At 49.7% G+C, this 24,866-nt stretch carries 19 protein-coding genes; 3 read left to right on the forward strand and 16 right to left on the reverse strand.

Features of this window, described 5'->3' with window-relative positions; genetic code table 11:
* Positions 1 to 36 precede the first annotated feature (36 nt).
* Entirely contained in the window at positions 37 to 906 is an 870-nt protein-coding gene (locus AC506A_RS06855) for a MurR/RpiR family transcriptional regulator (protein WP_495460220.1), read from the reverse strand.
* A gap of 91 nt (positions 907 to 997) precedes the next feature.
* Complete coding sequence (locus AC506A_RS06860) at positions 998 to 1,693, reverse strand: N-acetylmannosamine-6-phosphate 2-epimerase (RefSeq protein WP_495460982.1); 696 nt, start codon at positions 1,691 to 1,693, stop codon at positions 998 to 1,000.
* Between the two features lie 298 nt (positions 1,694 to 1,991).
* On the opposite strand from AC506A_RS06860, the gene AC506A_RS06865 reads away from it, so the two are divergent.
* Positions 1,992 to 4,205, forward strand: a complete 2,214-nt coding sequence (locus AC506A_RS06865) for a DUF4434 domain-containing protein (RefSeq protein ID WP_495460221.1) — start codon at positions 1,992 to 1,994, stop codon at positions 4,203 to 4,205.
* A gap of 775 nt (positions 4,206 to 4,980) precedes the next feature.
* Here AC506A_RS06865 and AC506A_RS06870 read toward each other — a convergent pair.
* The 5 genes from AC506A_RS06870 to AC506A_RS06890 all read right to left on the reverse strand — a co-directional run bounded on the left by AC506A_RS06870 (position 4,981) and on the right by AC506A_RS06890 (position 10,856).
* A complete protein-coding gene (locus AC506A_RS06870; RefSeq protein ID WP_495460222.1) occupies positions 4,981 to 5,325 on the reverse strand; it encodes a hypothetical protein in 345 nt (114 codons plus the stop codon).
* A 248-nt stretch (positions 5,326 to 5,573) separates the two neighbouring features.
* Positions 5,574 to 6,980 carry an NAD-dependent malic enzyme gene (locus tag AC506A_RS06875; RefSeq protein ID WP_495460223.1) on the reverse strand — a complete coding sequence of 469 codons (1,407 nt, stop codon included), beginning with the start codon at positions 6,978 to 6,980 and terminating at the stop codon, positions 5,574 to 5,576.
* Between the two features lies 1 nt (position 6,981).
* The gene (locus tag AC506A_RS06880) at positions 6,982 to 8,235 is read right to left on the reverse strand and encodes a Glu/Leu/Phe/Val family dehydrogenase (RefSeq protein ID WP_495460224.1); all 1,254 of its coding nucleotides are present in this window, start codon (positions 8,233 to 8,235) and stop codon (positions 6,982 to 6,984) included.
* A gap of 77 nt (positions 8,236 to 8,312) precedes the next feature.
* Positions 8,313 to 9,881, reverse strand: a complete 1,569-nt coding sequence (pruA, locus tag AC506A_RS06885) for an L-glutamate gamma-semialdehyde dehydrogenase (protein ID WP_495460983.1) — start codon at positions 9,879 to 9,881, stop codon at positions 8,313 to 8,315.
* A 60-nt stretch (positions 9,882 to 9,941) separates the two neighbouring features.
* A complete protein-coding gene (locus tag AC506A_RS06890; RefSeq protein ID WP_495460225.1) occupies positions 9,942 to 10,856 on the reverse strand; it encodes a proline dehydrogenase family protein in 915 nt (304 codons plus the stop codon).
* 214 nt (positions 10,857 to 11,070) lie between these two features.
* On the opposite strand from AC506A_RS06890, the gene AC506A_RS06895 reads away from it, so the two are divergent.
* Positions 11,071 to 12,828: a sigma-54 interaction domain-containing protein gene (locus AC506A_RS06895; protein ID WP_495460226.1), complete on the forward strand. Its 1,758-nt coding sequence runs from the start codon at positions 11,071 to 11,073 to the stop codon at positions 12,826 to 12,828.
* A gap of 86 nt (positions 12,829 to 12,914) precedes the next feature.
* Here AC506A_RS06895 and rocF (AC506A_RS06900) read toward each other — a convergent pair whose 3' ends face one another.
* The 6 genes from rocF (AC506A_RS06900) to AC506A_RS06925 all read right to left on the reverse strand — a co-directional run bounded on the left by rocF (AC506A_RS06900) (position 12,915) and on the right by AC506A_RS06925 (position 19,003).
* On the reverse strand, positions 12,915 to 13,847 hold the full coding sequence (gene rocF / locus AC506A_RS06900) for an arginase (protein ID WP_495460227.1): 933 nt from the start codon (positions 13,845 to 13,847) through the stop codon (positions 12,915 to 12,917).
* A gap of 55 nt (positions 13,848 to 13,902) precedes the next feature.
* Positions 13,903 to 15,093, reverse strand: coding sequence for an ornithine--oxo-acid transaminase (locus AC506A_RS06905; protein ID WP_495460228.1), 1,191 nt, complete (start codon positions 15,091 to 15,093; stop codon positions 13,903 to 13,905).
* Positions 15,094 to 15,134: 41 nt separating this feature from the next.
* Complete coding sequence (gene rocF / locus AC506A_RS06910) at positions 15,135 to 16,046, reverse strand: arginase (protein WP_495460229.1); 912 nt, start codon at positions 16,044 to 16,046, stop codon at positions 15,135 to 15,137.
* A gap of 349 nt (positions 16,047 to 16,395) precedes the next feature.
* Positions 16,396 to 17,271 carry a LysR family transcriptional regulator gene (locus AC506A_RS06915; RefSeq protein ID WP_495460230.1) on the reverse strand — a complete coding sequence of 292 codons (876 nt, stop codon included), beginning with the start codon at positions 17,269 to 17,271 and terminating at the stop codon, positions 16,396 to 16,398.
* A gap of 104 nt (positions 17,272 to 17,375) precedes the next feature.
* Positions 17,376 to 17,663, reverse strand: coding sequence for a HesB/YadR/YfhF family protein (locus AC506A_RS06920; protein ID WP_495460231.1), 288 nt, complete (start codon positions 17,661 to 17,663; stop codon positions 17,376 to 17,378).
* Between the two features lie 104 nt (positions 17,664 to 17,767).
* Entirely contained in the window at positions 17,768 to 19,003 is a 1,236-nt protein-coding gene (locus AC506A_RS06925) for a D-alanyl-D-alanine carboxypeptidase family protein (RefSeq protein ID WP_495460232.1), read from the reverse strand.
* Positions 19,004 to 19,196: 193 nt separating this feature from the next.
* On the opposite strand from AC506A_RS06925, the gene AC506A_RS06930 reads away from it, so the two are divergent.
* Positions 19,197 to 21,563 carry a heavy metal translocating P-type ATPase gene (locus tag AC506A_RS06930; RefSeq protein WP_495460233.1) on the forward strand — a complete coding sequence of 789 codons (2,367 nt, stop codon included), beginning with the start codon at positions 19,197 to 19,199 and terminating at the stop codon, positions 21,561 to 21,563.
* A 33-nt stretch (positions 21,564 to 21,596) separates the two neighbouring features.
* On the opposite strand, the gene AC506A_RS06935 is transcribed toward AC506A_RS06930, so the two are convergent.
* The 3 genes from AC506A_RS06935 to AC506A_RS06945 all read right to left on the reverse strand — a co-directional run bounded on the left by AC506A_RS06935 (position 21,597) and on the right by AC506A_RS06945 (position 24,638).
* Entirely contained in the window at positions 21,597 to 22,100 is a 504-nt protein-coding gene (locus AC506A_RS06935) for an NUDIX hydrolase (protein ID WP_495460234.1), read from the reverse strand.
* 339 nt (positions 22,101 to 22,439) lie between these two features.
* Positions 22,440 to 23,360, reverse strand: coding sequence for an aldo/keto reductase (locus AC506A_RS06940; protein WP_495460984.1), 921 nt, complete (start codon positions 23,358 to 23,360; stop codon positions 22,440 to 22,442).
* 126 nt (positions 23,361 to 23,486) lie between these two features.
* The gene (locus tag AC506A_RS06945) at positions 23,487 to 24,638 is read right to left on the reverse strand and encodes an MGDG synthase family glycosyltransferase (protein WP_495460235.1); all 1,152 of its coding nucleotides are present in this window, start codon (positions 24,636 to 24,638) and stop codon (positions 23,487 to 23,489) included.
* Positions 24,639 to 24,866 lie beyond the last annotated feature (228 nt).

The following is a 24,866-nucleotide window of genomic DNA, read 5'->3' on the forward strand; positions in this document are numbered from 1 at the left end:
ACTACTGTTCGAACGAGGAAGTCATCTGGATGTCGCTTAATATAATTTATCGCTTACAGCTTTGGACGTCAGCTCAATGGCCGGATATGCCTTTTCCTTGCACTGGATAGCCGCTGCCGTCGTCAAAATATCCAACACGTGAATTTGGGTAATCTTAGAGCGGAATGCACCGCCTTGAAGCGGCGATTCCTTGGAGCAAGATAGCAATACCGCGTTAGCAAATTGCGTGATCGGTGACTTAGCGTGACTGGTGAGACAGACGAAGAATACGCCGTTGCTTTTGGCGATTCGGACGGTGTCGACGATGTCCTTCGTGCTCCCCGACGTAGAGACGGCGAAGACAACGTCTCGGCTGGTCATCAGCGTGGAAACCATGGCCATGACATGGGAATCCGTGATGAGCTCGGTATGAAACCCAAGGCGCATAAACCGGTATTTCGCATCTGCCGCCGTATTGGAGGAAGAGCCTACCCCGATAAAATAAATTTTGTCCGCCTTCGCGATCGCATCTATCGCTTTCTGCAATTCCCTCATGTCGAGAAGCGCAAGTGTATTCTCAAGAAAGGCTTTATTCTCCGCCGTAATTTTGCTCGCGATTGTCGCGATATCGTCGCTTTCCTCGATCTCACTGTGCACGTTCTTGACCGGATTTACGAGATCCTGAGCTAAGGAGAGTTTAAATTCCTGGTAGCCCCGAAAGCCAAGCTTCCTGCACAAACGCAGTACGGACGTGTCACCAACATCCGCTTTCTCTGCCAGATCTGTCAAAGTGGCATACACGACGCTTTCCGGATCCTCTTGAATGATATCGGCTATTTTCTGCTCGGTCCGGCTAAGCGATTTATACATGCTCGCGATGACGAGCAGCGTATTTGAACTGTCCTGGGTCTTCGTAAACTTCGACACGAATAGACGCCTCCCGTGCAAGAATGGTAATCAAGGTGAAAATGGATGCTCTATTACAATATAGGAAGCCTGAAATGCTGAAAAAGTACCGCTAATGCACGCTGTTCATTGCTTCGACGAATTGTCTCGTGATAAGCTCCGGCCTTGTAATTGCACCGCCAATCACGATGGCATAAGCTCCGCTTTGCAGCAGACGAATCGTCTGATCCTGCGTCCGGATGCGTCCTTCCGCAAATACAGGTACGGAGAGTCGTTCGGCCAGTTCCGAGACGAGAGCAAAATCAGGATCGTCCGACTGCTCGCTGTAAGAGGTGTATCCGGACAAGGTTGTTGAGATAATATCGAACCCCAGCTTCTCAGCGTGCAGCCCTTCTTCCATCGTTGAAACATCAGCCATTAACATGCAGCTTAGCTGTGACCTAGCCTTAGCAACAATTTCCTCGAGTGTCTCTCCTCCAGGCCTTACCCTTCGTGTTGCGTCCAAGGCGACGATGGAAGCGCCGGCTTGCGCGACCTGCTCTACATCTGCATAGGTAGGGGTGATGTACACTTCCGAATCCGGGTAAGATTGCTTCCATAATCCAATAACGGGCAAATCGACGGCCTCGCATATTGCAGCAACATCTTCAGGTGAATTGGCTCTGATCGCCGATGCGCCGCCTCGCTGGGCGGCTTGCGCCATTCGGCTCATCATATCGCTGCCATACAGCGCTTCGCCAGGGAATGCTTGGCAGGAGACAATCAATTTGCCTTTCAAATCTTCTAATCGCACCGCATGTGAAGTCACATTTCTCAATGTTTAGCACCTCCCGGCAAGTAGATCGCTGCTGAAACGGTTGAATCAAATGTGCGGTATAAAACTCCAAGTTGAGTGTTTATGACGGTTATTTCCTCCAATTATAGTATGGGTTCCAGATGCTGTAAAGGATATTTTTCACAAAATCAACCCTCACATGGGCACTAAAAAGGATTGACTTCCTCTCCCGATGCGAGTAATCTGGCGTTGTGTGGTGTAATACTCCACATTATATTTAAATTAATGTGGTTTATTCCATTCATACAACCCACCTTAAAGGAGGTCGTTTATGAAAAGGAGTACTCTCTCATTGCTGCTTGCTTTCTTCCTCGTGTTCTCCCTGATCGGAATTGCAGCGCCTGGTACCAACGAAGCAATCGCTTCGGGCACGAATCTCGTACTTGGTAAAACCTACACGTCTTCAACCGCCGCAGATGCCAGTTACCCCGACACCAGCACCGCTGAGTTGACGAACGGCACTTACGCTTCCCCACTTCTGGCAGATGCAAACTGGCAAGGACGCTTCAACACGACCAGCTACAGCTTCACCGTTGACCTCGGATCTGCGCAATCGTTCAAAGACTTCAAGTCCAATTTCTTCAAGTACACCGGCGCTGCCATCCAAACTCCGTCACTCGTAACTTACGCTTATTCTACGAACGGAAGCAGCTACTCAACAGCTTGTACGGTCTCCACGCAAGGGGCTGGCGTGGATATCGTTGCCGTCCCTTACACCTGCTCGGCTGCCTCCACCCTCTCCGCGCGTTATGTTCGAATTACGGTTACCAGCGCAGCAAGCACCTGGTCGTTTATTGACGAATGGGAAGTGAGCCCCGCCTCATTATCCGGTGTCCCGAAGCTGAGCGGTACGTTTCTCCAGCCAGATCTCGGTAATACTTGGTCAGATACGCAGTGGAACACCGAGTATCAGAAAATGGTCGATGTCGGCATCAATCAGATGGTGGTGCAGTGGACCGCAAACAGCAAATCCCACACCATGATTTATCCGACCACCGCACTTAGCGGTTACACGCAAAATACGTCAATCGATGTCGTATCCAAAGCATTAGCCAAAGGGAACACGTATGGCGTCGATACCTACCTTGGTTTGCAGCTCAATGAAGACTGGTTCGGCAAATATGCAAGCGACAATACATGGCTGACAAATGAAGCGAATTTCGCCAAAACGCTTGCGGGTGATCTATATGCCAAGTATGGGACGAATGCATCGCTGAAAGGCTTCTACCTCTCGTTCGAGGTCGATAACTGGAACTTCCCGACTTCCACTGAATGGAGCAGGATGAACACGTTTTATCAAACGGTAGCCGGGTATATCAAGACACTTAATCCTGCACTAAAAGTGATGATTTCGCCGTTCTATAACACCTCCGGCGGCCAAACCTCTTCCGGCTGGCAAACGATGTGGGAAGCGATTCTTCCGAACAGCTCGCTTGATATTCTTGCCCTGCAAGATGGCGTCGGCGCAGGTCATGCTACGACGGGGCAGCTCGGAGCTTGGTTCTCCGCAACGAAAGCAGCCATTACGAACGCGAGGCCGGCCATGCTGCTCTGGGATGATGCCGAGACGTTCAATCTTGATTTTCAGCCGATGGATCTAAGTATGATGGTGGCAGATATTAATGCCGTCTCGACTTATGTTACAGGCTATCTCAGCTTCAGCTTTAATCACTATCTCAGTCCGCAGCAAGTCAATCCGCTCTATTACACCACTTATCAGAATTACGTAACCTCCGGAACCTTAGATGCTGCAGCGCCTACTACCCCTACCTCTCTCGCTTCTTCCTCCACAACTTCGATATCCACTCATCTCAGCTGGACGGCTTCCACAGATACCACTGGTGTAGTCGGCTACAAAATCTATCGAAACAACGAGCTTGTCTGGACCGCTTATTCCGCAGGCACAACATTTGACGATAGTCAGCTTAACGCCAGTACGACCTATACGTACAAAGTGCAAGCGTTCGATGCAGCAGGAAACAATTCCGCTCAGTCGTCGCAAATATCCGTCACCACCTTAGCCGGCACGAGCTATCCTACGAATCTGTCGGCAGGTAAGACCTATACGACGACACTTGCCGCAGATGCCGCCTATCCGGACAGTGGCGGAGAATTAACGAACAGCAGCTTCGGTTCTACTGTATATTCTGATGCTGCATGGCAAGGCCGCAACACGGGAAGCACTTACACGTTCACCATTGACCTCGGCACCTCTAAGACGATTAAAGAAGTGACATCGAACTTCCTTCAAGTCAAATCGGTTTATATCCTGCTTCCCAAGAAGGTGACGTACTTCACTTCGCCGGACAACGTGAACTTCACGCAAGTCGGTGTCGTCAACAAACCGGCAGTCAGCGCCACGGATCAAACGAAAACGTACAAAGTGACCGGCCTCAGCAGCGTTACTGGTCGATACGTGAAGGTACTGATCGAGCCAGCCAGCAGCGCTTGGACGTTTATCGATGAGATCCAAGTGAAGCAGTAGCGGCATTCATTAAGCCAAGCACCTTGCTGGCTAGAGCTGAGAGTCGGGAAATCCGATTCTCAACTGCCAAACTCCACCAAAATGAAGCCGAGAGTCGGAAAATCCGACTCTCAGCTCTCAAACTAACCCGAACACCCTGCTGGCTAGAGCTGAGAGTCGAGAAATCCGACTCTCAGCTGCTAAACTCCACCTAAATAAAGCTGAGAGTCGGATAAACCGACTCTCAGCTTTCAAACTAACCCGAACACCTTGCTCGCTTGAGCTAAGAGTCGAGAAATCCGACTCTCAGCTGCCAAACTCCACCTAAATAAAGCTGAGAGTCGGATAAACCGACTCTCAGCTTTCAAACTAACCCGAACACCTTGCTCACTTGAGCTGAGAGTCGAGAAATCCGACTCTCACCTGCTAAACTCGACCTAAATAAAGCTGAGAGTCGGATAAACCGACTCTCAGCTTGCAAACCAACCCGAACACCCTGCTGGCTCGAACTGAGAGTCGAGAAATCCGACTCTCGGCTTCTAAACTAACTCAAACACCTTGCCTTAGGTGCCTATTCTCTTGCATATGTTGCTTTATGTGCAACAAAAACAGCGGTTAGTGGTTACGTAGTTGGAATTGTTGTGCATTGTGCAACATTGTTGCTCGAAATGTCCTTATATCGCTCGCCCTAGAAGAAAATGTTGATTTTCGAGCAACAAAGCAGCTATTTATGGTTGAAATAGGAGGTAATGTTGCCTTTTGCGCAACAATAACTTGTATGAGTTGGCTCACTCATCTAGATCGTTGCAAGATCAGCAACCACCCAGCTTTTGCTCTCTGCATCCACAATTTGCTCCACATAATCGGCAGCATGTGAAGCTGCTTCTTTCCTGTTGTCCGGCTGCCCCAATACCGAGTAAGCCCGAGCAGCAGCTTCATACCCATAGGCCATGTAGAAAGCATCCAGTTCTGCTTCAGCGCTGACCTTCAAACATTTATTGGCATAGTCCAACGCTTGTCCGCCTTGTCCGCTAACAGCGTAAACGCGAGCAAGCTGCCAGTAGCCAACAGATAAATTCGTAGGCGTATGCTCTTCCACCTGCGTCCAGTGCCAGAAAGAGCTGTGGCAGAGATGAACCATCTCTTCGTTCTCCTGCTCTGTGCGCTCTTCCTTGCTGAGCAGATCCCAAACTTTGTTAAAACATGATGATGCCAGCTGTTTATGATTCAGAACGTCCCTCTCCTTGCAAATGTAAGATAATAGCTACGAGTCCATCATAAATAAACGAAAACCACTTGTAAACGCGAACATGAAACCTATAAAAAAACTGCAAGAAAGGCCAACTACCCCTTAACTTGCAGCTCTATATCATAACTCATACAAGTCGATTAACGATATTCCGGCGGCGTCCGTCTCGCGACATTCGTCAGAATAGCCGCTTCGATGACCGCTTTGCGAACCTGGATCACGACCTGCTCGTTGAAAATACTCGGAATTATGTAGTGCTCATTCAACTCGCTGCTTGAAACGACAGACGCGATCGCTCTTGCAGCCGCGAGTTTCATCGGTTCATTGATTCGTCTTGCCCGGCAATCGAGTGCTCCGCGGAACAAGCCCGGAAATACAAGCACATTGTTGATTTGATTCGGATAATCACTTCGGCCCGTTGCAAATACGGCCACATGCGGCAGCGCCTCTTCCGGAGTAATCTCCGGCTCCGGATTTGCCATCGCGAATACGATGCTTCCCGGTGCCATTCGTTTCACATCTTCCTCGCCAAGCACGCGTGCACGTGATACACCGATAAATACATCTGCGCCTGCAATGACTTCCTTCAACGTGCCGCTGTTCATTTCAACTTGTGGCTGCTCTGATAGCCATTGCCACATCGGGTGATGATCATACGATCCACCGCGTACAATTGCACCGTCACGGTCAACGGGGACAAGCCGCTTCACACCGGCTTGCAGCAGCATTTTACAGATCGAAACGCCTGCTGCGCCAATGCCGTTTACGACTACGCGAATATTCTCAATCCGTTTACCGACTACCTTGAGCGCGTTCAGCAGCCCTGCGATAACGACAACGGCTGTACCATGCTGATCATCATGGAAGACCGGAATATCTAGCTCATCGGCAAGCCTGCTTTCGATTTCGAAGCAGCGCGGCGAGCTGATATCCTCCAGGTTGATGCCGCCGAAGATCGGACTCATCACCTTGATCGTCCGAATGATTTCTTCAGTATCCTTCGTATCCAGACAGATTGGGAATGCATCCACGCCTGCAAGCTGCTTGAACAGCATCGCCTTTCCTTCCATGACGGGTGCTGCCGCATAAGGCCCGATATCGCCAAGACCGAGAACGGCTGTTCCGTCCGAAACGACTGCGACTGTATTACGCTTGATCGTCAAAGAATACGCCTTATTTGGATTCTCAGCTATGGCCGTACACACACGTGCAACTCCAGGCGTATACACCTTCGAGAGATCATCGCGATTCTTAATAGGCAGCGTCGGCTGAATGGTGATTTTACCGCCTAAGTGAACCAAGAACGTACGGTCCGATGCGTTGATAACGGTGATGCCGTCCAATCCACGAAGCGCATCCACCATAACAGATTCATTCTTATCTGAGAGATCTACCGTAATATCGCGCGTAGACGTGTCATGTCCCGGGCGGATGACGTCAATCGATGTGATATCCCCGCCCGCCTTGCTAATTGTTGCGGCAACATCCCCGAAGGTAACTTTCTTGTGATCAAGCTCCAACCTGAAAATAATACTGGTTTGTGCCATCTTAGACCCAACCTCTCCATCTTACAGCTTCAGCTACCCGCTTTAATCCTACCATATAGGCGGACAGCCTCATATCTGTCTTCTTCTCTTGTGATGTGCGGTATACATTGTTGAATGCATCCACAAGTATCTTTTTCAGCCGATCGTTCACTTCTTCTTCTGTCCAATAGTATCCCTGATTATTTTGTACCCATTCGAAATAAGATACAACCACGCCGCCGGCGCTCGCAAGCACATCGGGAACGATCATAATTCCGCGTTCGGTTAAAATTTGTGTGGCCATCTGAGTCGTAGGTCCATTCGCAGCTTCTACGAGCAGCTTTGCTTTAATCAGATGTGCATTGTCTTCCGTAATTTGATTCTCGATCGCCGCTGGGATTAGGATATCGCAATCCTGAATCAATAATTCCTGATTGGTAATTCGATTCGGGAAGAGATTCGTCACACAGCCAAATGAATCGCGGCGGTCCATCAAATGATCGATATCAAGCCCATCCGGATTATAGAGTGCCCCAGCCGCATCGGAAATTCCGACGATCGTTGCACCGGCATCATGGAGGAATTTGGCCAAATAACTGCCTGCATTCCCGAACCCTTGAATGATGACGCGCGCCTTCTGAATCGGAATACCGAGTACTTTGGCCGCTTCGTTCATCACGATGCTGACACCCAGCGCTGTTGACGATTCACGGCCGATCGAACCGCCAAGCACTAGAGGTTTGCCCGTAATAAAACCTGGGGAGTCAAACTCGCGGATGCGGCTGTATTCGTCCATCATCCACGCCATAATCTGCGAATTCGTAAACACATCAGGAGCCGGAATATCCTTCGTCGGTCCGACAACTTGACTGATCGCTCTTACATAGCCACGGCTAAGTCGCTCCAATTCACCGAAGGACATCGTACGCGGATCACACTGAATGCCGCCCTTTCCGCCGCCATAGGGTAAGTTCGTCACGCCGCACTTGATGCTCATCCACATCGACAGCGCTTTCACTTCTTCCTGCGTAACATCCGGATGGAAACGAACACCGCCTTTAGTCGGTCCGACCGCATCATTATGCTGCGCACGGTAGCCTGTGAACACCTTCACCTTGCCATCATCCATTTTCACCGGGATACGGACGGTTAGCAGACGCAATGGCTCTTTAAGCAGCTCATAGAAAGCGCTCTCATATCCAAGTTTAGTTAAAGCCGTTTCAATTACTTGCTGCGTTCTTGCAAGTACATCAACATTTTCTTTGACCTTATTCATCTGTTTTGGGCCCCCTCAAGTGTGTGTGAAGAGAAAAAGGCCCTCCAAGCAATTTGCATAGAGGGCCGCAAAGTTCATTAGATTTTGCGGGAAGTCAGTTTAGCTTGAGTGAAGAGCAGCAAGTAATCATAGCCGCCAGCTTTGGAATCCGTACCGGACATATTGAAGCCGCCAAACGGATGAACACCTACAAGTGCGCCTGTGCATTTACGGTTGATATACAAGTTACCGCAATGTACCGTTTCCAGCGCTTCTGCAATCCGATCTTCGTCAGTGGAGAAGTAGGAACCTGTCAAACCAAACTCGGTATCGTTGTACATTGCAATGGCTTCCTGCCAGTCTTTCGCTTTAGCAAGCGCCAGTACCGGTCCGAAGATCTCTTCTTGCATGATCCGTGCTTTGCCGCCTACATCACCGAACACTGTCGGTTGGATGTAGTAGCCGTTGCCTTCTGCTTTGTCACCGCCAACAAGCAGTGTCCCCTCTTGTTTGCCGACTTCGATATAATCAAGAATGCGGTCATAGGAAGTTTTATCAATAACTGGACCTGCAGCAAAATCATGCTCTTGCAGACCCCACTTCAACTTCTTCGTCAATTCGACAACACGTTCAGCCACTTGATCGTAAACAGATTCTACAATAACCGCACGCGAGCCTGCCGAACACTTCTGGCCTTGGAAACCGAATGCAGATGCTACGATTGCCGCCGCTGCCGCTTCCAAATCAGCTGTCTCATCGACCACGATACCGTCTTTCCCGCCCATCTCAGCAATAACCCGTTTGATCCAAATTTGACCCGGAACCGTGTCAGCCGCCAGCTTGTTGATACGAAGACCAACTTCTTTGGAGCCAGTAAAGCTGATGAAACGAGTTTTCGGATGCGTCGTCAGGTAGTCGCCGACTTCAGCGCCGCTGCCCGGAATAAAGTTGATTACGCCTGCCGGCAAGCCTACTTCTTCCATGAGAGCGAAGAATTTATGCGCGATAACCGGTGTTGTCGATGCTGGTTTCAGTAGCACTGTGTTACCCGATACAACCGCTGCTGTCGTCATACCCGCACATATCGCAAGCGGGAAGTTCCATGGCGGAATCACAACGCCTACGCCAAGCGGAATGTAAGAGATTTTGTTGTCTTCCCCCGGAATCTTCGTAAGCGGCTGCGTCTCGTTCGTGTTGCTGAGGCGTATCATTTCACGACCATAGAACTCCAGGAAGTCGATTGCTTCCGCCGTATCAACATCAGCTTCCACATAGTTTTTGCCGGATTCAAGGATCATCGTTGCAGAGAACTCATGCTTGCGCTCACGCATTAGATGCGCGGCTTTGAACAAGTATTCCGCACGTTCGCGAGCAGGCACTTTCTTCCACGTTTCGAATGTTGTCAATGCCGCTTGCATCGCTTGCTCAGCTAGCTTCTGGTCGGCTTTACTCACATAACCGATCACTTCGTCCACATTACCGGGATTAATCGACGTAATTTTCGCTTCCGTCTCGATTTTCTCGCCGCCGATCGTAAGCGGATAATGACGACCCAGTTCAGATTTCACCTTTGCAATTGCCGCTTCCATTGCTTTCTTATTCTCTTCAAGCGCAAAGTTCGTGAACGGCTCGTTTGCATATGGTTTAACTTCTGTGTATGTTTTCATCATTGTCATGCTCCTCTCCCGGTTACGGGTCTATTTTATTCATGTATGAGTAAGCGCGTGTTATTTAAACATGTTCTTAAGGACGAACCAAACGTTGGCAGGACGTTCCGCCAAGCGGCGCATGAAATATCCGAACCAATCAACGCCATAAGGAACATAAACACGAACGCGGTAGCCTTCTTGCACAAGCTGCTTCTGAAGATCCTCGCAAATCCCGTACAGCATTTGGAACTCGAAGCGTTCCTTGGAAATGCCCTCCACTTGCACGAATGCTTTCGTAAAATCAATAATGGCAGGATCATGGCTGGCTACAGCGGTATAATTGCCGTTCTTCATGTGCTGCTGGATGATTCGCTTAAGATTGTCATCAACATCTTTCTTCTCGGGGAATGCTACTTCAGGCGATTCCTTATAAGCACCTTTCACAAGGCGCAAATTAGCGCTAAGTGCATTCAAGTTCTGAATATCTTGCTCCGTCCTGTACAAGTAGGCTTGAATGACGATGCCGACGTTGTCGAATTCCTTGCGAAGCTCTTCGTAGATATCGATTGACACTTGGCAGTGCGCGTAATCTTCCATGTCAATGCGGACAAAATTATGATGCATCCGTGCACGAGTCAGAATCCGTCTCATATTGCTCATGCATAACTCGCGGCTGATATCCAGGCCCAGCGAGGTCATTTTAAGCGACAGATTGGACGTAACACCGGAGCTTGCGATCGCATCAAGTGTCTGAATACACATCTCTGCGGACTCGCGTGCCTCTTCTTCACTAAATACAAATTCACCCAAATGATCGAGTGTCGCAATACAACCGTCTTCATTGAGTTTGCGTACGGCATCTATCGATTGTTTAATCGTCTCGCCTGCGACAAAACGGGCTGCGCCAAAGCGAAGACCATATTTCTTAGCTAAACGGTTGGCAGATCGGCTCTTGCCTAATGCTTGAAACATATTTCGAAGCATCATTTCCATGCCATCAAGTCCCCCCCGTGGAGTTGTACAATACTGTTCATTTCACTACAATGAATTATACACTAACAGCATCAAATTGAACAGTAGTTGTTCAAAAATAGTGTTCATCCAATGTTTTGAACAACTGTACAAGCTGCTCCATGGGCAATTTTGTTGAATAACTCCGACAAAGTATGGTAAATTTGAGTCATCTTACGCCAGAGCGAGGGTCATTATGTTCAAAGTTGAACAACTGCCATTGAACAATCAAGTCATGTTTCTTCCTGGTGCAGCGACAGTAGAACAGCTGCTGCAACCATTAAGAGATGGCAAAGCCGTCATTCTTGCTATTAAGGAAGACATGAAACAAGCTGTCCTCGTCATTCCGGAGGATCTTGCGCTCTTCGATAACAACGGACTTCTGAACAAGCAAGCATCGGCACCGGAGATTCTTATGGAGAATCCTTGGTTTCGTTCTGTCCTATGCGAAGTCGTGAATGACTCCTTTAACCTACTACCCTCCACGACGAATCGCCCCGTACTTCTTCGTGATGCGAGCGGTACGATTCTGGGCTACATTCATTTATCCGAACTGGTTCGTCACCTCCATTCGGAGCGGCAGCGCTGGTCGGCCTACTTCAGCACGCTCTCGGAAACCGTAACGGAAGCAATCACGGTTGTCGATCGAAGCGGCGAGGTGATTTGCTGGAACCCGGTCGCGGAAGAAATCTATAACTTACCCAAAGCCGACATTCTTGGCCGACGAATCGGGGAACATTTTGATACAGAAACACTGATGGTATTGAAAATACTTGATGAAGGCAGACTGATTCGCAACACCTATCATCGGCCGCGCGAAGACACTCATGTCCTTATTAATGCAGCTCCCATTCGTGATCCACAGGGTGTTATCATCGGCGGTATCGCAGCCGAACAGGATATTACGCAGCTCGTTAGACTCAACGAACAGCTGAGCTCAGCTCACACCTTCTCGCATCTGCAGAAATCCGCCGATAAGGAACTGTTCTCGCTTATGAAGGGCAAAGGGCCTGCGATCGGCAAAGTCATGCAATGGGCTAAGAAGGTTGCCGCAACCGATACGCCCGTTCTGCTCATCGGTGAAGGCGGCGTCGGCAAGGAGCAGCTCGCTCAAATCATTCATAATTCCGGACCGCGTGCCGATCACGCGTTTCTGTCCGTGAATTGCGGCATCGTCCCCATGGGCCTTTTGGAAACAGAACTGTTCGGATTCCAGGGAGGAGCATTCACCGGAGCCGAATCCGGGGAAGCCGGTAAGCTGGAGCAAGCAAAGGACGGCACCTTGTTCATTAACGAAATCGACCGCCTGTCACTGGAACTGCAAGCGAAGCTGTATCATTACATTTCGCAGCAGACCATTACCCGTACCGGCGGCAGTAAGCCAATTGCGCTTCGAACGCGAATTATCGCGGCATCGACGACTGACTTGGCGGCTAGAGTAGCAGAGCAGCTTTTCCGGTCCGATTTGTATTATGCGCTGAATGTCGTCTCCCTCTCCATCCCGCCGCTTCGCGAACGGCCGGAAGATATTCCTGCTATGCTGCAGATGTACCTGAAACAGTTCTCGCTTCATTATCAGAAGCCGCTGCCATCGCTCTCTCCCGAAGTGATGCTGGCATTCGCCAATTATGATTGGCCGGGCAACATCCTTGAGCTTCGCAATGTGATCGAACGCTGCATCATATTGAGTGACGAAGATACGATTGCACTGGAGCACTTGCCTATAACTCTGCAAGCCAGACAACCCAGTCTGGCACTGACTCGCAAGGATGCCGACTCGCACTCCTCGGAAGGTGAGAAGCGATTGAAGGCAAGCATCAACAATGAAGAAGAACAGTCGCTCATTCACGATGCGCTGGCGAAGACAGCCGGCAATAAGAGCGCCGCTGCCAAGCTGCTCGGAGTGTCCAGAGGCACGCTTTATAACAAGATGAAGGAATTCGGGCTGGAATAGACACCGGACTGACCGGATTTGCAAAACACAAAAGCCGTTACGAGTGCGATCCTGAGATCGTAATCGTGACGGCTTTTGTATGGTCGCTATAGAATTCGTTTACCGAGCAGAGAAGCAATCAGCCCGATAGCAAGACGAGCCGTTCGGCGGCTTTCATCCATCATCGAGTTCACTTCGACCACATCGATGGAGATGATCCGATTCGCCTCAGCCAGCAGCTCGCACGCAAAATGCGCTTCACGATAGGTCAGTCCACCGGGAACTTGCATGCCGACTCCCGGTGCTTCCATCGGATCGAGGCAGTCTGCGGAGAAGCTTACATGAATGCCATCTGTGCCTCGACCTGCAATTTCAACAGCCTTGGCAATAACCTTCTCAATGCCCATTCGGTCAATCTCATGCATCGTAAATACGGTAATGCCTTCGGACAGAATAAGTGCTCTCTCTTCCGGTTCTACATCACGGACTCCGATTAGGACCACATTTTCTTTCTTAATCGCTGTGGTCGATACTCCGCTCGTAATATCGGCAAGGGTAAGCTTGGCTTTGCTAAGTGCAACGGCTAGCGACATGCCGCCCATTTTGCCTGTTGGCGTATTCTCTTCCGTATTAAGCCCGGCATGCGCATCGAAGTAGATTACGCCAACGCTTGCGATTTCCTTCGCAAGACCTGCCAGTACACCGATCGTTACACTGTGGTCGCCACCCAGCACAAGCGGAATGCTGCCTTTGCCCACTTCTTGTGCGACGAGATCAGCCACTTGCTTGCTCATTTCCTTCACTTCAGGCAAATGCTTGAGACTTGAATCTTTGGCAGACGCCGCTGTCGGCTTCTGCGGGCACTTTACTTTGTAATCGCCTATAATCTCGTAGGCTGTCTTGCGGAGCTGACGCAATAATCCGACCTGCATCATGCTCTCCGGCCCTTCTTCTGTTCCCGGTCTTCCTGCACCGAGTCCGAATGGCACCGCGATCAAACTTAGTTTCTTCTTATCTGCTGCTTGGTTAACTTCTGCCATCGTGGCCCACCATCCTACTCGTCGTCTACGTGCTCGTTGCCGGCTGCTGCCCGGTCTAGAAAAGCTGCTTGATTCGCTCGAGCGCCCAATCCAGCTGTTCTTTCGTAATCGTAAGCGGTGGTGCAAAGCGAATGGTCGTTTCATGCGTTTCTTTGCACAAAATGCCCAGCTCCTTCAGCTTCTCGCAATAAGGCCGAGCTTCACCGTGCAGCTCCAGGCCGATGAACAAACCGCGTCCCCGTACTTCTTTAATAACCGGATTCGCAATTAGACGAAGCTGCTCTAAGAAATAAGCCCCGAGCTCATTCGAGCGTTTCACCAGCTCTTCATCCTTCAAGACATCGAGTGCAGCGATCGCAACCGCGCAGCCAAGCGGGTTGCCGCCGAATGTCGATCCGTGTGACCCTGGGCTGAATACGCCGAGAATTTCTTCATTTGCCGCAACGGCCGAGATTGGGAATACGCCGCCGCCCAGTGCTTTGCCCATAATGTACATATCCGGTTCGACGGATTCCCAATCGCATGCGAACAACTCGCCTGTGCGGCCAAATCCGGTTTGGATTTCGTCTGCCACAAACAGCACATTGCTTTCTTTACACAGTTCAGCAGCTGCCTTCAGGAAACCTTCAGTCGGTATAATAATTCCGGCTTCGCCTTGAATGGGCTCAACCAGAAACGCTGCTGTGTTCGGCGTAATGGCTGCTCGAAGTGCATCGAGGTCGCCGTATGGAATGATTTTGAATCCTGGTGTAAAAGGACCGAAGCCTTGCTTATATTCCTCCGAGGAAGAGAATGAAGTTACCGTAATAGTCCGTCCGTGGAAGTTGCCTTCGCATACGATGATTTCCGCTTGATCTGTAGGTACCTGCTTCACGCTGTATGCCCAGCGACGAACCGCCTTAAGCGCCGTCTCGACCGCTTCCGCGCCTGTGTTCATCGGCAGAATCATGCTTTTCCCGGTCAACGCCGTAAGCTTCTCATAGAATTCGCCAAGCTGATCATTATGAAATGCACGCGAGGTTAGCGTTACTTTGTCTGCCTGTTCCTTGAGGGCAGCGATGATGCGGGGATGGCGGTGTCCATGATTCAGCGCCGAATACGCGCTCAGCATATCCATAAACTTGTTGCCTTCCGGATCTTCCACCCATACGCCTTCAGCCTTGGAGATGACGATCGGCAGCGGATGATAATTCGGTGCTCCGAAGCGCTCCGTTTGTTCGATAATGCGATTAGTCACGGTACCCATACTAGCACTCTCCCTTACGATGTCTGTTACAGCATATGCGGTTATAGGATACGTTCGCCAAACACCGATCCGATCAATTCGACTGCGGCCATTGCCGTCTTATTATGCTGATCCAGCATCGGATTCACTTCAACGAACTCCGCGGATACGAGAATATTGCGTTCAAAGAGCAATTCCATGGCAAAATGGCTCTCGCGATAAGACATCCCGCCTGACACCGGCGTACCTACGCCCGGCGCTTCAAACGGATCCATGCCGTCGAGGTCCAAGCTCAGATGGACGCCGTCTGTTCCATTCGTGACGATCTCAATCGCTTCTTCCATGACCTGTTTCATGCCGTTGCGGTCAATGTCATGCATCGTGAAGACGCGAATGCCTTTCTCCTTCAGAAAAGCACGCTCGCCCGGGTCTATCGACCGCGCGCCGATAATGACAACGTTCTCCGGACGAAGCTTCGTCTCCACGCCGCCTATGCCAATAAGATCAGGATGCCCGTAACCGAGTACGGCTGCCAGGGACATGCCATGGATATTACCGGAGTTCGTCGTTTCATGTGTATTCACGTCCGTATGGGCATCAAACCAGATGACGCCAAGCCGCTTCACATGCTGCAGTACGCCTTTTATCGTTCCAATCGCAATGCTATGGTCACCGCCCAGAACGAGCGGGAATTGGCCTTTACTCATTTCAACGGAAACTTGTTCGCAAAGCTTCGTATTGACACGTACTATTTCGCTGAGATGCTTCAATTTCTCGCCTTGCTGCGGTGCTTCGAGCATACGCTGTACGCTGAGATCCCCTAGATCCTCAATGTTAAAACCGAGCGTTTTCAACCGTTCATGAACGTTCGCTCCTCGAATCGCATCCGGCCCTAAGTCGACACCTTTGCGATCTGCACCATACTGCAGCGGCACACCGATAATGGAAATGTTGTTGTTTCTCACCGCGTTCATCTGCTGCACTCCTTCCGTATCTTCAAGTATGTCCATTGTAGCATAGTGAATTTTAATGAAAAAATTGAAATAGTTAATGATTACAATTGGGAAAACCTATGTATTATTATGCACGGATATACTGAGGCGCGTTGGAGGGGATTGGGTGTGGGGGTTCCGACCGTTTCTTGTACTCGAATTAATTTGAACAATACCCTGCGGATATTATTCGAGTACAAATACGGACGCTGGCGCTTCTCCACTCCCCACACCCATCCCCTCTTCTATGCTACTTCGTTGTCCGTGCAACTTTAGAGCAAAAAACCTTCAATCCGTTTCTAACTCGGATTGAAGGTTTTAGTTAACAAGTTTAGTCCCACTCTTTCCAGATTCGCTGGACGATTTCGGAGAAGGATTGGATGTTTTGTTCGGTGATCCTTTTCTTGAGGATGACCATGGAGGTTTCGATTTTGCCGGGGAAGCGGTGGATTTCGGCTAATGTGCCTTTGCGGAGCTCGTCTTCAACGAGTGCAGAGCCAAGCAATGCGGTACCGGTATGATACATCACCGTGCGTTTGATCGTTTCGTCGGTGACACACTCGATATATTTATCAGGCGTAAAGCCATACTCCTGCAAGCATTCGTTCACGAGCCTCTGAATGTTGGAACCGGATTTGTAGGTGATAAACGGATAGGTTTCAAGCAATGTACGGGTGTCGTGCTTCTCATACAGCTCTTTGGTTGTGACGAGTACAAGATCTTCTTTGCCAAGCGGCAGCAGTTCCATCTGCTGTGACTCACATGGCCCGGCGATGATGGCCAGATCCGCTTCGTTCGTAGCCACTTTCCTCATCGCGTCGTTACTGTCGCACGAGAACAGCTGCAGCTTCACCTTCGGATTTTGCGAAATATAGGAATGAATGATAAGTGATAGATACTGCGTACAATAAAATTCAGGTGCTGCCACGGTAAGTAAACCATGCGGATTATCCAGTTTGCGGAGTTCCGCTTCCATCTCTTCCATCAGCGCAAATGTTTGATCGACGTAATGCTTGACCAGCTTACCGGATGGCGTAAGATACGTCTTCTTCCCGACACGATTCAGCAGGGTAACCCCGAGCTCGCTTTCAAGCGATTGCAGCTGCAAGGTAATGGTCGGCTGCGTATAGCCGAGCAGTTGCGCAGCTTTTGTTAAATTCAGTGTATCGGCAACGATTTGGAAGGTCTTATATTTCTTAAAATCCATGCGACAATCCGCCTTTATCAAGCCATAATGACTCATTATAGAGGTGAACGCAAAGAAGGGCAAGCACGGAGCCTGCCCTTCTACTCTACGGTATTGTTCAACTTTTACACGAGGTCTATCCAGATGTCATCCTCTTGCTCGTTAAACCGAATCTGCAACTCACGATCCTCCAGATACCACAAATTGTCCGCTTCCATAAAGAACGTAATGCCTTCCACAATTTGATGAAGCCCTGGTTCTCTTGGTTCATCCTTCATAATGCCGAGTGAATAGCCTGGTTGAACACTGCCGCTGCCACCTAAACGAACGAAAATACGCAATTGATCGCCATCCGACAATTCCATTTCTCTGATATACCAGCGTGCGGCCGATTGTTCTACCATGATCCTCATCGCTTCCATCTCCTCATTTTGGATACGGTTACATGTTATATATACGCCGTCCAGCCCGCTTTTACCTCTTTGTTCGCAAAGAATCCATTCGTGCCTAAATCCAGCTATAATTCACTCGAACGCTCCTGTTTCTGCCGTTTAAGCCTCAAGTACGCAAGCACCGCCAGGTACACGATTAATGACATCCATATGATAAAAATCGTCAACTTCGTACTTCCCGAAGGCTCGTCACTTTGTACGTCTGCCGCCATCTTCACATCTTCTTCCAGCGTTGGCGTAACAGAAGCAACAGACACAGGAAGCTCAGGCTTGACTGCTTCCATTGTACCAGCATCTACCGTCCCAATCGAGCTAGTTACCAAAACATTTCCTTGGGAGGTTACGGTAACAGCAGGAGTCTCTCCTTTGGGGAGGACCGCCCACATCGGTTCGCTCGCAATGAATTCGGCAGGCGAGCTGCTTGTGAAGGGAAAGGATTCATTTGCAGCGATTAGCTGCTTCAGTTCAAAATGTTCAAAGCCGTAATCAAGCATGGCAGTCATATCCTCGTAAACAGCTGGCTTAGACGGGGACTTTAGAATAACACCGATCAGTTCCATGCCATCTCGTTTGGCCGACGTGACAAGCGTAAAGCCTGCCGCTTGTGTATATCCGTTCTTAATCCCTGTAGTTCCTTCATAATCTTTGAGCATTTGGTTGTGGTTGATGAGCGACGAGGTCCACTCCTTGCCTACCCATGGCATTCGCTTCGTTGCGACGATTTTGCGGAACATCTCGTTTTGCATGGCATATCTGCTGATTCGCGCCATATCGAGTGCTGTTGTGACCTGCGCTTCGTCTGGCAGACCGCTCGGATTAACGAAATTGGTGTGCTCCGCACCTGCTTTTTCCTTGACAAAAGCATTCATTCGCTCGGCGAATTTAACCTTGGACCCATCTACATATTCAGCAATCGCCGTTGCTGCATCATTGCCGGAATTCATGAGCATCCCATATAGAAGCCTCTCCAGCGACACCTGCTCGCCTTCTGCCAGATAGATGCGTGTCCCCTCTTCACCTCGGGCTTCCTTTGACACCGTCACCAAGTTGGATAAAACGCTTTCATACTCTAAAGCGACAATGCCTGTTACGATCTTTGTAATACTAGCCGGAAACTGCAGCTGCTCGGCATTCTTTTGAAATAATACGGTTCCGGTTTGAGCGTCCATCAGAATAGCCGATTCCGAAGCTAAGTTGGGCTGAGCCTGTACAGCCTCTTCTGCATAAACTGGAGCAGCAAAACAGAAAACGTGTATGATAAGAAGCAATGCGCTAATGCGCTTAAGGTTGATTTGAGTCATGATTGTAAACGACCTCCCAGTACGCTCGAAAGCCTGCATCTTCTACTAACGTACCATCTGGAAAGGCTGTACTTCAATTATTATTTTATGGCATCTGACAAAAGCTACTATGGATTGGTTTGACAGCTCGTCATGATCAACCTATTCTAAAAGCAAGATCTCATAAATCGAGGGTGCAGAGAGGGTTGTCTCTATGAATGAATATCGCGTAAAAGGACTCTCGTGTCTGAGTTGCACATTGGAGCTCGAACGACAGATTCGCAAGCTTGAGCATGGCAATGAAGCCGCTCTGAGCTACACATCAGGCAAACTGAAACTCCCTCCTCTGGTTTCACTTCAAGACGTGGAGAAGCTGCTTAAAGAAGAGCGGGCTTTCATCGTACACGAAGCTGGCGAGAAACATGAGGACCATGGGCACAGTCACGATCATGAACATGCACATGATCATGGACACGATCATGAACATGCACATGATCATGGACACGATCATGTGCACGGTCACGGTCACAAGCATGACCATGAGCACGAGCATGAGAATGACCATCGGCAAACACATGATCACGGCGGATCACACCATCCTGTTCAGAACAAAAGTCATCATCACAGCTACGCTCACGGGCATGATGGTCACGATCATTCGCATGATAGTCACGATCATGACCATTCTCACGCGCACGGCGGCAGTCTGCTCGAGAACAAAGGGCTTATCGCTGCGGCAGTCCTTTATGGTGTTGCTTTTTTTGCACAGGAGTACTGGATTTCCGGACTTATCATTGCGCTCTATCTCGTATCCATCGTTCTAAGCGGGTACACAACGTTCATGCGCGGCCTCAGAAACTTAATCAAGCTGCGGTTTAATATCGATACATTAATGACCATAGCGTTAATCGGCGCGATTGGCATACAGGAATGGAAGGAAGCTGCTTTCGTTTCGCTCCTCTTCGGTATCAACGAGTGGCTCGAAGGCCTCGGTATGGAGAAGGCTCGCCGTTCGATGTCCGCATTACTGGATTCAGCGCCGAAGGAAGCTGTTACGCTGGTCAATGGAATAGAGAAGCTTGTACCGATCACTTCACTTCGTCCGGGTGATCTCGTTATTGTGAACCCGGGCTCTCAAATCCCATCTGACGGTAAGGTCTCGAGCGGTCGAAGCTCCGTAAGTGAAGCAGCCATTACCGGCGAATCGCTTCCCGTTGACAAAACAATTGGGGATCAAGTATTTGGCGGCAGCCTGAATAATGAAGGTGTGCTTCATGTTGAAATCGAGAAAGCGTACAACGACTCTTCACTTGCGAAAATTTTGCATTTGGTCGCTGAAGCTCAGGAAACAAAGACACCGACGGAGCTCTTCATCAATCGTTTCTCACGCATCTACACGCCGATCATTATGACCATCGCTGCAATCGTTATTTTGGTGCCGCCGCTATTCTTAGATGGTTCCTGGAGCAAATGGCTCTATCAAGGTCTGGCTGTTCTAATCGTGGGTTGTCCATGCGCGCTCATTCTCTCCTCCCCCATTGCGATTATCTCTGGCATTACCAGAAACGCTCGAAACGGGATCCTTGTCAAAGGAGGCGTGTATTTAGAGCAGCTTGGCAAAATCAATACCCTTGCATTCGATAAAACAGGCACACTCACCAAAGGAGTTCCAATCGTGGAGGAAACAGTCGTGTATGAAGAGAAACGTTTCTTCACGATTGCAGGAACGATTGAACGCAGCTCATCGCACCCATTAGCCAAAGCGATCATGAAAGCCGTAACGGAGCATGGGGCTGAGCTGCTGCACGCAGAAGATATTGAGACATTGCCCGGCCGCGGCGTCAAAGCCGTTATTTCCGGCCAAACCTACTGGCTCGGTAATGAACATAGTCTTGCACATCTTGTTTTGCCATCGGAAGTGCGAGATCAATTGAGACTGCTCAAAGAACGCGGCCTAACCGTCGTTCTGGTTGCAGATGACGCAAAAGTGCTCGGTTTATTTGGAATCGCAGATGAGATTCGCGAAGAGAGCGGCGCCGTCATCGATGCATTGCATCGCCTCGGCATGAAGCGCACCGTGATGTTAACCGGGGATCACGCCATTTCCGCTCAGAAAGTAGCACAGCGCGTCGGTGTATCCGAATACCATGCAGAACTGCTGCCAGAGGATAAAGTAAACAAAATCAAAGAACTCGCAAGAGACGGACGAGTCGCAATGATCGGAGACGGCATTAATGATGCTCCTGCGTTAGCCTTTGCTAACCTAGGAATAGCGATGGGCAAAGGGACGGACAGTGCCATCGAAACCGCAGATATTGTACTCATGCAGGATCACCTCGGAAAACTGCCTGATGCGATTAGAGTGGCCAAACGCATGAACCGTGTGATTTTCTTCAACATCTCCTGTGCACTTGGACTGAAGCTGATCGCGTTATTGCTTACAATTCCGGGCTGGCTGACCTTATGGATCGCTATTTTATCCGATATGGGGGCTACGATCTTCGTTACCCTTGTCAGCCTAACGATTCTCATCGGCGCTAATAAACCGATTGAACCATCAAAAAAACGGATTGACGGTTAACCGTCAATCCGTTTTTTTGTGCTCAGATGTTGCCTAAACCTTAGCTTGCAATGCATCTATCTCTGAAGATATCGGTACAGCTTCATATGCGGTTAACTGGTTATTGTCTATGATACACCGATGCTCGTAGCATACTTTGTCGGACAAGACAGCAGGTAAATATCTAGGTATGATGATGCCCATACCATGATTCGCTTTGTCCAGCACCCACGACTTTTCCTTCCACTCCAATAAGCCCTCTTCTATTCTGAGCGGAGTGCTAAGCTTGATATGCTCCGGAACTGATGCGCGGAACACATACATGCCTCCACTTTCAACTTGATCTACTCGCCAAGTCACGATCCCGCAATACCGGAAGCTCGTGAGATGAAGTCCTGTCTCTTCAATGACTTCCCGTTCCACACCTGCCAGCGGCGTCTCCCCCGCATCAAGCTTCCCGCCAACACCGTTCCACAGCCCCATCGCCGGAGGACGATCTCTGTTAAGTAAGAGCAGCTTATCCCCTTGTTCGATAAAACAAATCGTATACTTGTACATCCCGCGCCTCCATATGTATGAGCTGATCATTACGTCTCATCTAGTTTAGCACGGATTTGTCAGTGCTTGCTAAAAGGGGAAGGCTGAGAGTGACGAAAACCAACTCTCAGCTGTATTCGATCTGGAAAGCTGAGAGTCGCGAAATCCAACTCTCAGCTTCAAAACGTAGCATTTTGGATGACGAGAGTCGGAAAAACCATCTCTCAGCTGCACAAATTAGGTGATTTATTCGATCTGGAAAGCTGAGAGTCGCGAAATCCGTCTCTCGCTCCTCAACTACCCAGTAAAACAAAAAAAAGGTTGAACAGGAACCCCTGTTCAACCTCAACTTCACAAATGCTACACCTGCACATCCTGCGGATGGCCCGATTCCAACAGCGCGACGACGCTAGCATTGGAATCAACCTGCGCCGGGCTTTTGCAACCTGGAATGACAGCCGTCACAGCAGGATGCTTCAGGCACCAAGCGAGCGCCCATGCCGCCATATCGACACCAGCAGGCACTTCCTCAGCCGCAATGCGCTGTACTTCCTGCAGCTTCTGCACGGTGCTCTCGCGATCATGGCGATGACGCACATCCGTTACATCGAAGACGGCATCCGGCTTGTATTTGCCGCTGAGATATCCGCTTGCGAGCGGAACGCGTGCCAGCACGCCAAGGTCCTGTCTCAAGCAGGAAGGGAATACTTCCTCTTCCGGCGCTTGATCGAGGCGATTATAGACCACTTGAATCACCTTAGAGCCAACCTGCGTAGACGCATCCACCTGATGCACGTTACGGTTGCTGCCGATCGAAGTTCCGAGGTGTCTGATTTTGCCGGCTTGCACCTGCTTGTCCAGCACCGTCCATAGCTCGTCATTATCGAAGACGGCATCCGGCCCGGAGTGGAATTGGTACAAATCAACGTAATCGGTCTTCAGTGCGGAGAGCGAAGCATCGAGCTGCCTAATGACGTCTGCCGCCGAGAAATCATCCGTACGTGTGAATCGTTCATGAAAATGATGGCCGAACTTCGTCGCAACGATCCAATTGTCACGTTTGCGGCGGGAAAGATAATCCCCGATCAGTGCTTCGGATAAATGATCGCCATAACATTCAGCGGTATCGATCAAGTTAATGCCAAGCTCTGCTCCGCGGTCCAATATCGCATCCGCTTCAGCCTGCGTAAACGACTGTCCCCATTCACCGCCAAATTGCCACGTGCCAAGTCCGATTACCGACACGTTCAAATCGGTTTTACCAAGTCTGCGATATTTCATACTCATGTTACGTTTCGCCTCCGATTTCCCACTCGATTCACAAGCAGATAAGAATGATCCACTCCGTCATTATTGTTCTATCACAAGGAGCGGCGTGAATCAAATCGCTCCAACCACATCTGCAGCTTAGACGGTTTGTTTATTCGACTGCGATATGAGCTCCGCAACCAATGCAGCAGCCGCTTCAGCGGAATAAGGCTTACTCGCTTTCTTCGCTTGTCTGCGCATCGTATCAAGCCGAACAGGCGATTTCAGCAGCATCCGCATCGTTGCTAAGAGCTCCGTCTCATCCTCAATGTGTACAGCTGCACCGCAGTTGCGCAAGAAGTTCGCATTATCAATCTCTTGACCGGGAAGAGGCTTATAGATCAGCATAGGCAAGCCGGCAGCAAGCGCCTCGGAAGACGTAAGTCCTCCGGATTTGGTAAGAAGCAGATCGGATGCTGCCATCAGCTCCGGTACCTGGTCCGTAAAGCCTGTAACAACGATTGGCAGCTTATACGCAAATTTCAGCCGTGTAAGCTGAAGTCTGAGCTTATCGTTATGTCCGCAAACAAAGATCATTTGCGCATTAAGCTCTCTTCGCGACAGCGCGAGGCACAGCGCCTCCCCAATCTCCTGCCCCATCAAACCATTGCCGCCGCCCATAACAAGGACCGTCGGGCGCTCTGGTTCAAGCCCAATATCCGTCAGAATAGCCTGCTTATCATATACCCGGTTATATTCAGGACGAATCGGGATGCCCGTCACCGAAATCCGCTCAGGCGCAACACCCACCTTGGACAAGCTATGGGCAACCTCAATTGAACCCACGACATAATAGTCTGTCTCCGGATACAACCAATAACTGTGATCCGTAAAATCCGTAATAACGGTGACCGTCGGCACCACATAAAGACCGTTATCTTTCATAAATGACATCGCACCGGCAGCCAGCGGGAACGTAGATACAACAACAGATGGTTTGACCGTTTGCAGCATCGACAGAAATTTCCCAAGACCAAGCGCCTGCATATATTTCAGGCTGCTTGTTAACCGATTATGATGACGTGTTTTGCCATAGAAATATCCATAGGTCTTAGGGAACGTTTGCACACCACTCAAATAAACATATTTGCTAATAGGATGAACCCTAGGATGAGCTTCTGCCATATAATCCATGATGTCTACTTTCATTTCAGGATGAAGCGCAGCCAGTGCTCTTCGGAGCGCGTGCGCTGCTTGAATATGTCCGGACCCATAATCGCCGGTCAGGATCAGAATCGGTCCTTTCTCCATCAACGTCTCCCCCTCAAGTCGTTTCGAAGGCAAATGGATGCTTTGCACCGAATGAACATACTACCCCACATTAATTTGGCTAGTACCACCAATATACGTTATAAACAGGGGGCTGATGCACTTTTAGGGCTATTCTTTACTTTGGTATTTTTGTAAACCTATCTTTCCTCTTCATTCGGTATCCGGCTTCCATTTCCTTCACGCCTTTGTAAACGGATTCATACTGGT

It is taken from the genome of Paenibacillus sp. N22P23 (genome assembly GCF_059383735.1).

Coding starts and splice junctions, on each gene's coding strand:
- AC506A_RS06865 (WP_495460221.1), top strand. CDS start 1,992: ATGAAAAGGAGTACTCTCTCATTGCTGCTTGCTTTCTTCCTCGTGTTC.
- AC506A_RS06870 (WP_495460222.1), bottom strand. CDS start 5,325: ATGGTTCATCTCTGCCACAGCTCTTTCTGGCACTGGACGCAGGTGGAA.
- AC506A_RS06875 (WP_495460223.1), bottom strand. CDS start 6,980: ATGGCACAAACCAGTATTATTTTCAGGTTGGAGCTTGATCACAAGAAA.
- AC506A_RS06880 (WP_495460224.1), bottom strand. CDS start 8,235: ATGAATAAGGTCAAAGAAAATGTTGATGTACTTGCAAGAACGCAGCAA.
- pruA (WP_495460983.1), bottom strand. CDS start 9,881: ATGAAAACATACACAGAAGTTAAACCATATGCAAACGAGCCGTTCACG.
- AC506A_RS06890 (WP_495460225.1), bottom strand. CDS start 10,856: ATGGAAATGATGCTTCGAAATATGTTTCAAGCATTAGGCAAGAGCCGA.
- AC506A_RS06895 (WP_495460226.1), top strand. CDS start 11,071: ATGTTCAAAGTTGAACAACTGCCATTGAACAATCAAGTCATGTTTCTT.
- rocF (WP_495460227.1), bottom strand. CDS start 13,847: ATGGCAGAAGTTAACCAAGCAGCAGATAAGAAGAAACTAAGTTTGATC.
- AC506A_RS06905 (WP_495460228.1), bottom strand. CDS start 15,093: ATGGGTACCGTGACTAATCGCATTATCGAACAAACGGAGCGCTTCGGA.
- rocF (WP_495460229.1), bottom strand. CDS start 16,046: ATGAACGCGGTGAGAAACAACAACATTTCCATTATCGGTGTGCCGCTG.
- AC506A_RS06915 (WP_495460230.1), bottom strand. CDS start 17,271: ATGGATTTTAAGAAATATAAGACCTTCCAAATCGTTGCCGATACACTG.
- AC506A_RS06920 (WP_495460231.1), bottom strand. CDS start 17,663: ATGAGGATCATGGTAGAACAATCGGCCGCACGCTGGTATATCAGAGAA.
- AC506A_RS06925 (WP_495460232.1), bottom strand. CDS start 19,003: ATGACTCAAATCAACCTTAAGCGCATTAGCGCATTGCTTCTTATCATA.
- AC506A_RS06930 (WP_495460233.1), top strand. CDS start 19,197: ATGAATGAATATCGCGTAAAAGGACTCTCGTGTCTGAGTTGCACATTG.
- AC506A_RS06935 (WP_495460234.1), bottom strand. CDS start 22,100: ATGTACAAGTATACGATTTGTTTTATCGAACAAGGGGATAAGCTGCTC.
- AC506A_RS06940 (WP_495460984.1), bottom strand. CDS start 23,360: ATGAAATATCGCAGACTTGGTAAAACCGATTTGAACGTGTCGGTAATC.
- AC506A_RS06945 (WP_495460235.1), bottom strand. CDS start 24,638: ATGGAGAAAGGACCGATTCTGATCCTGACCGGCGATTATGGGTCCGGA.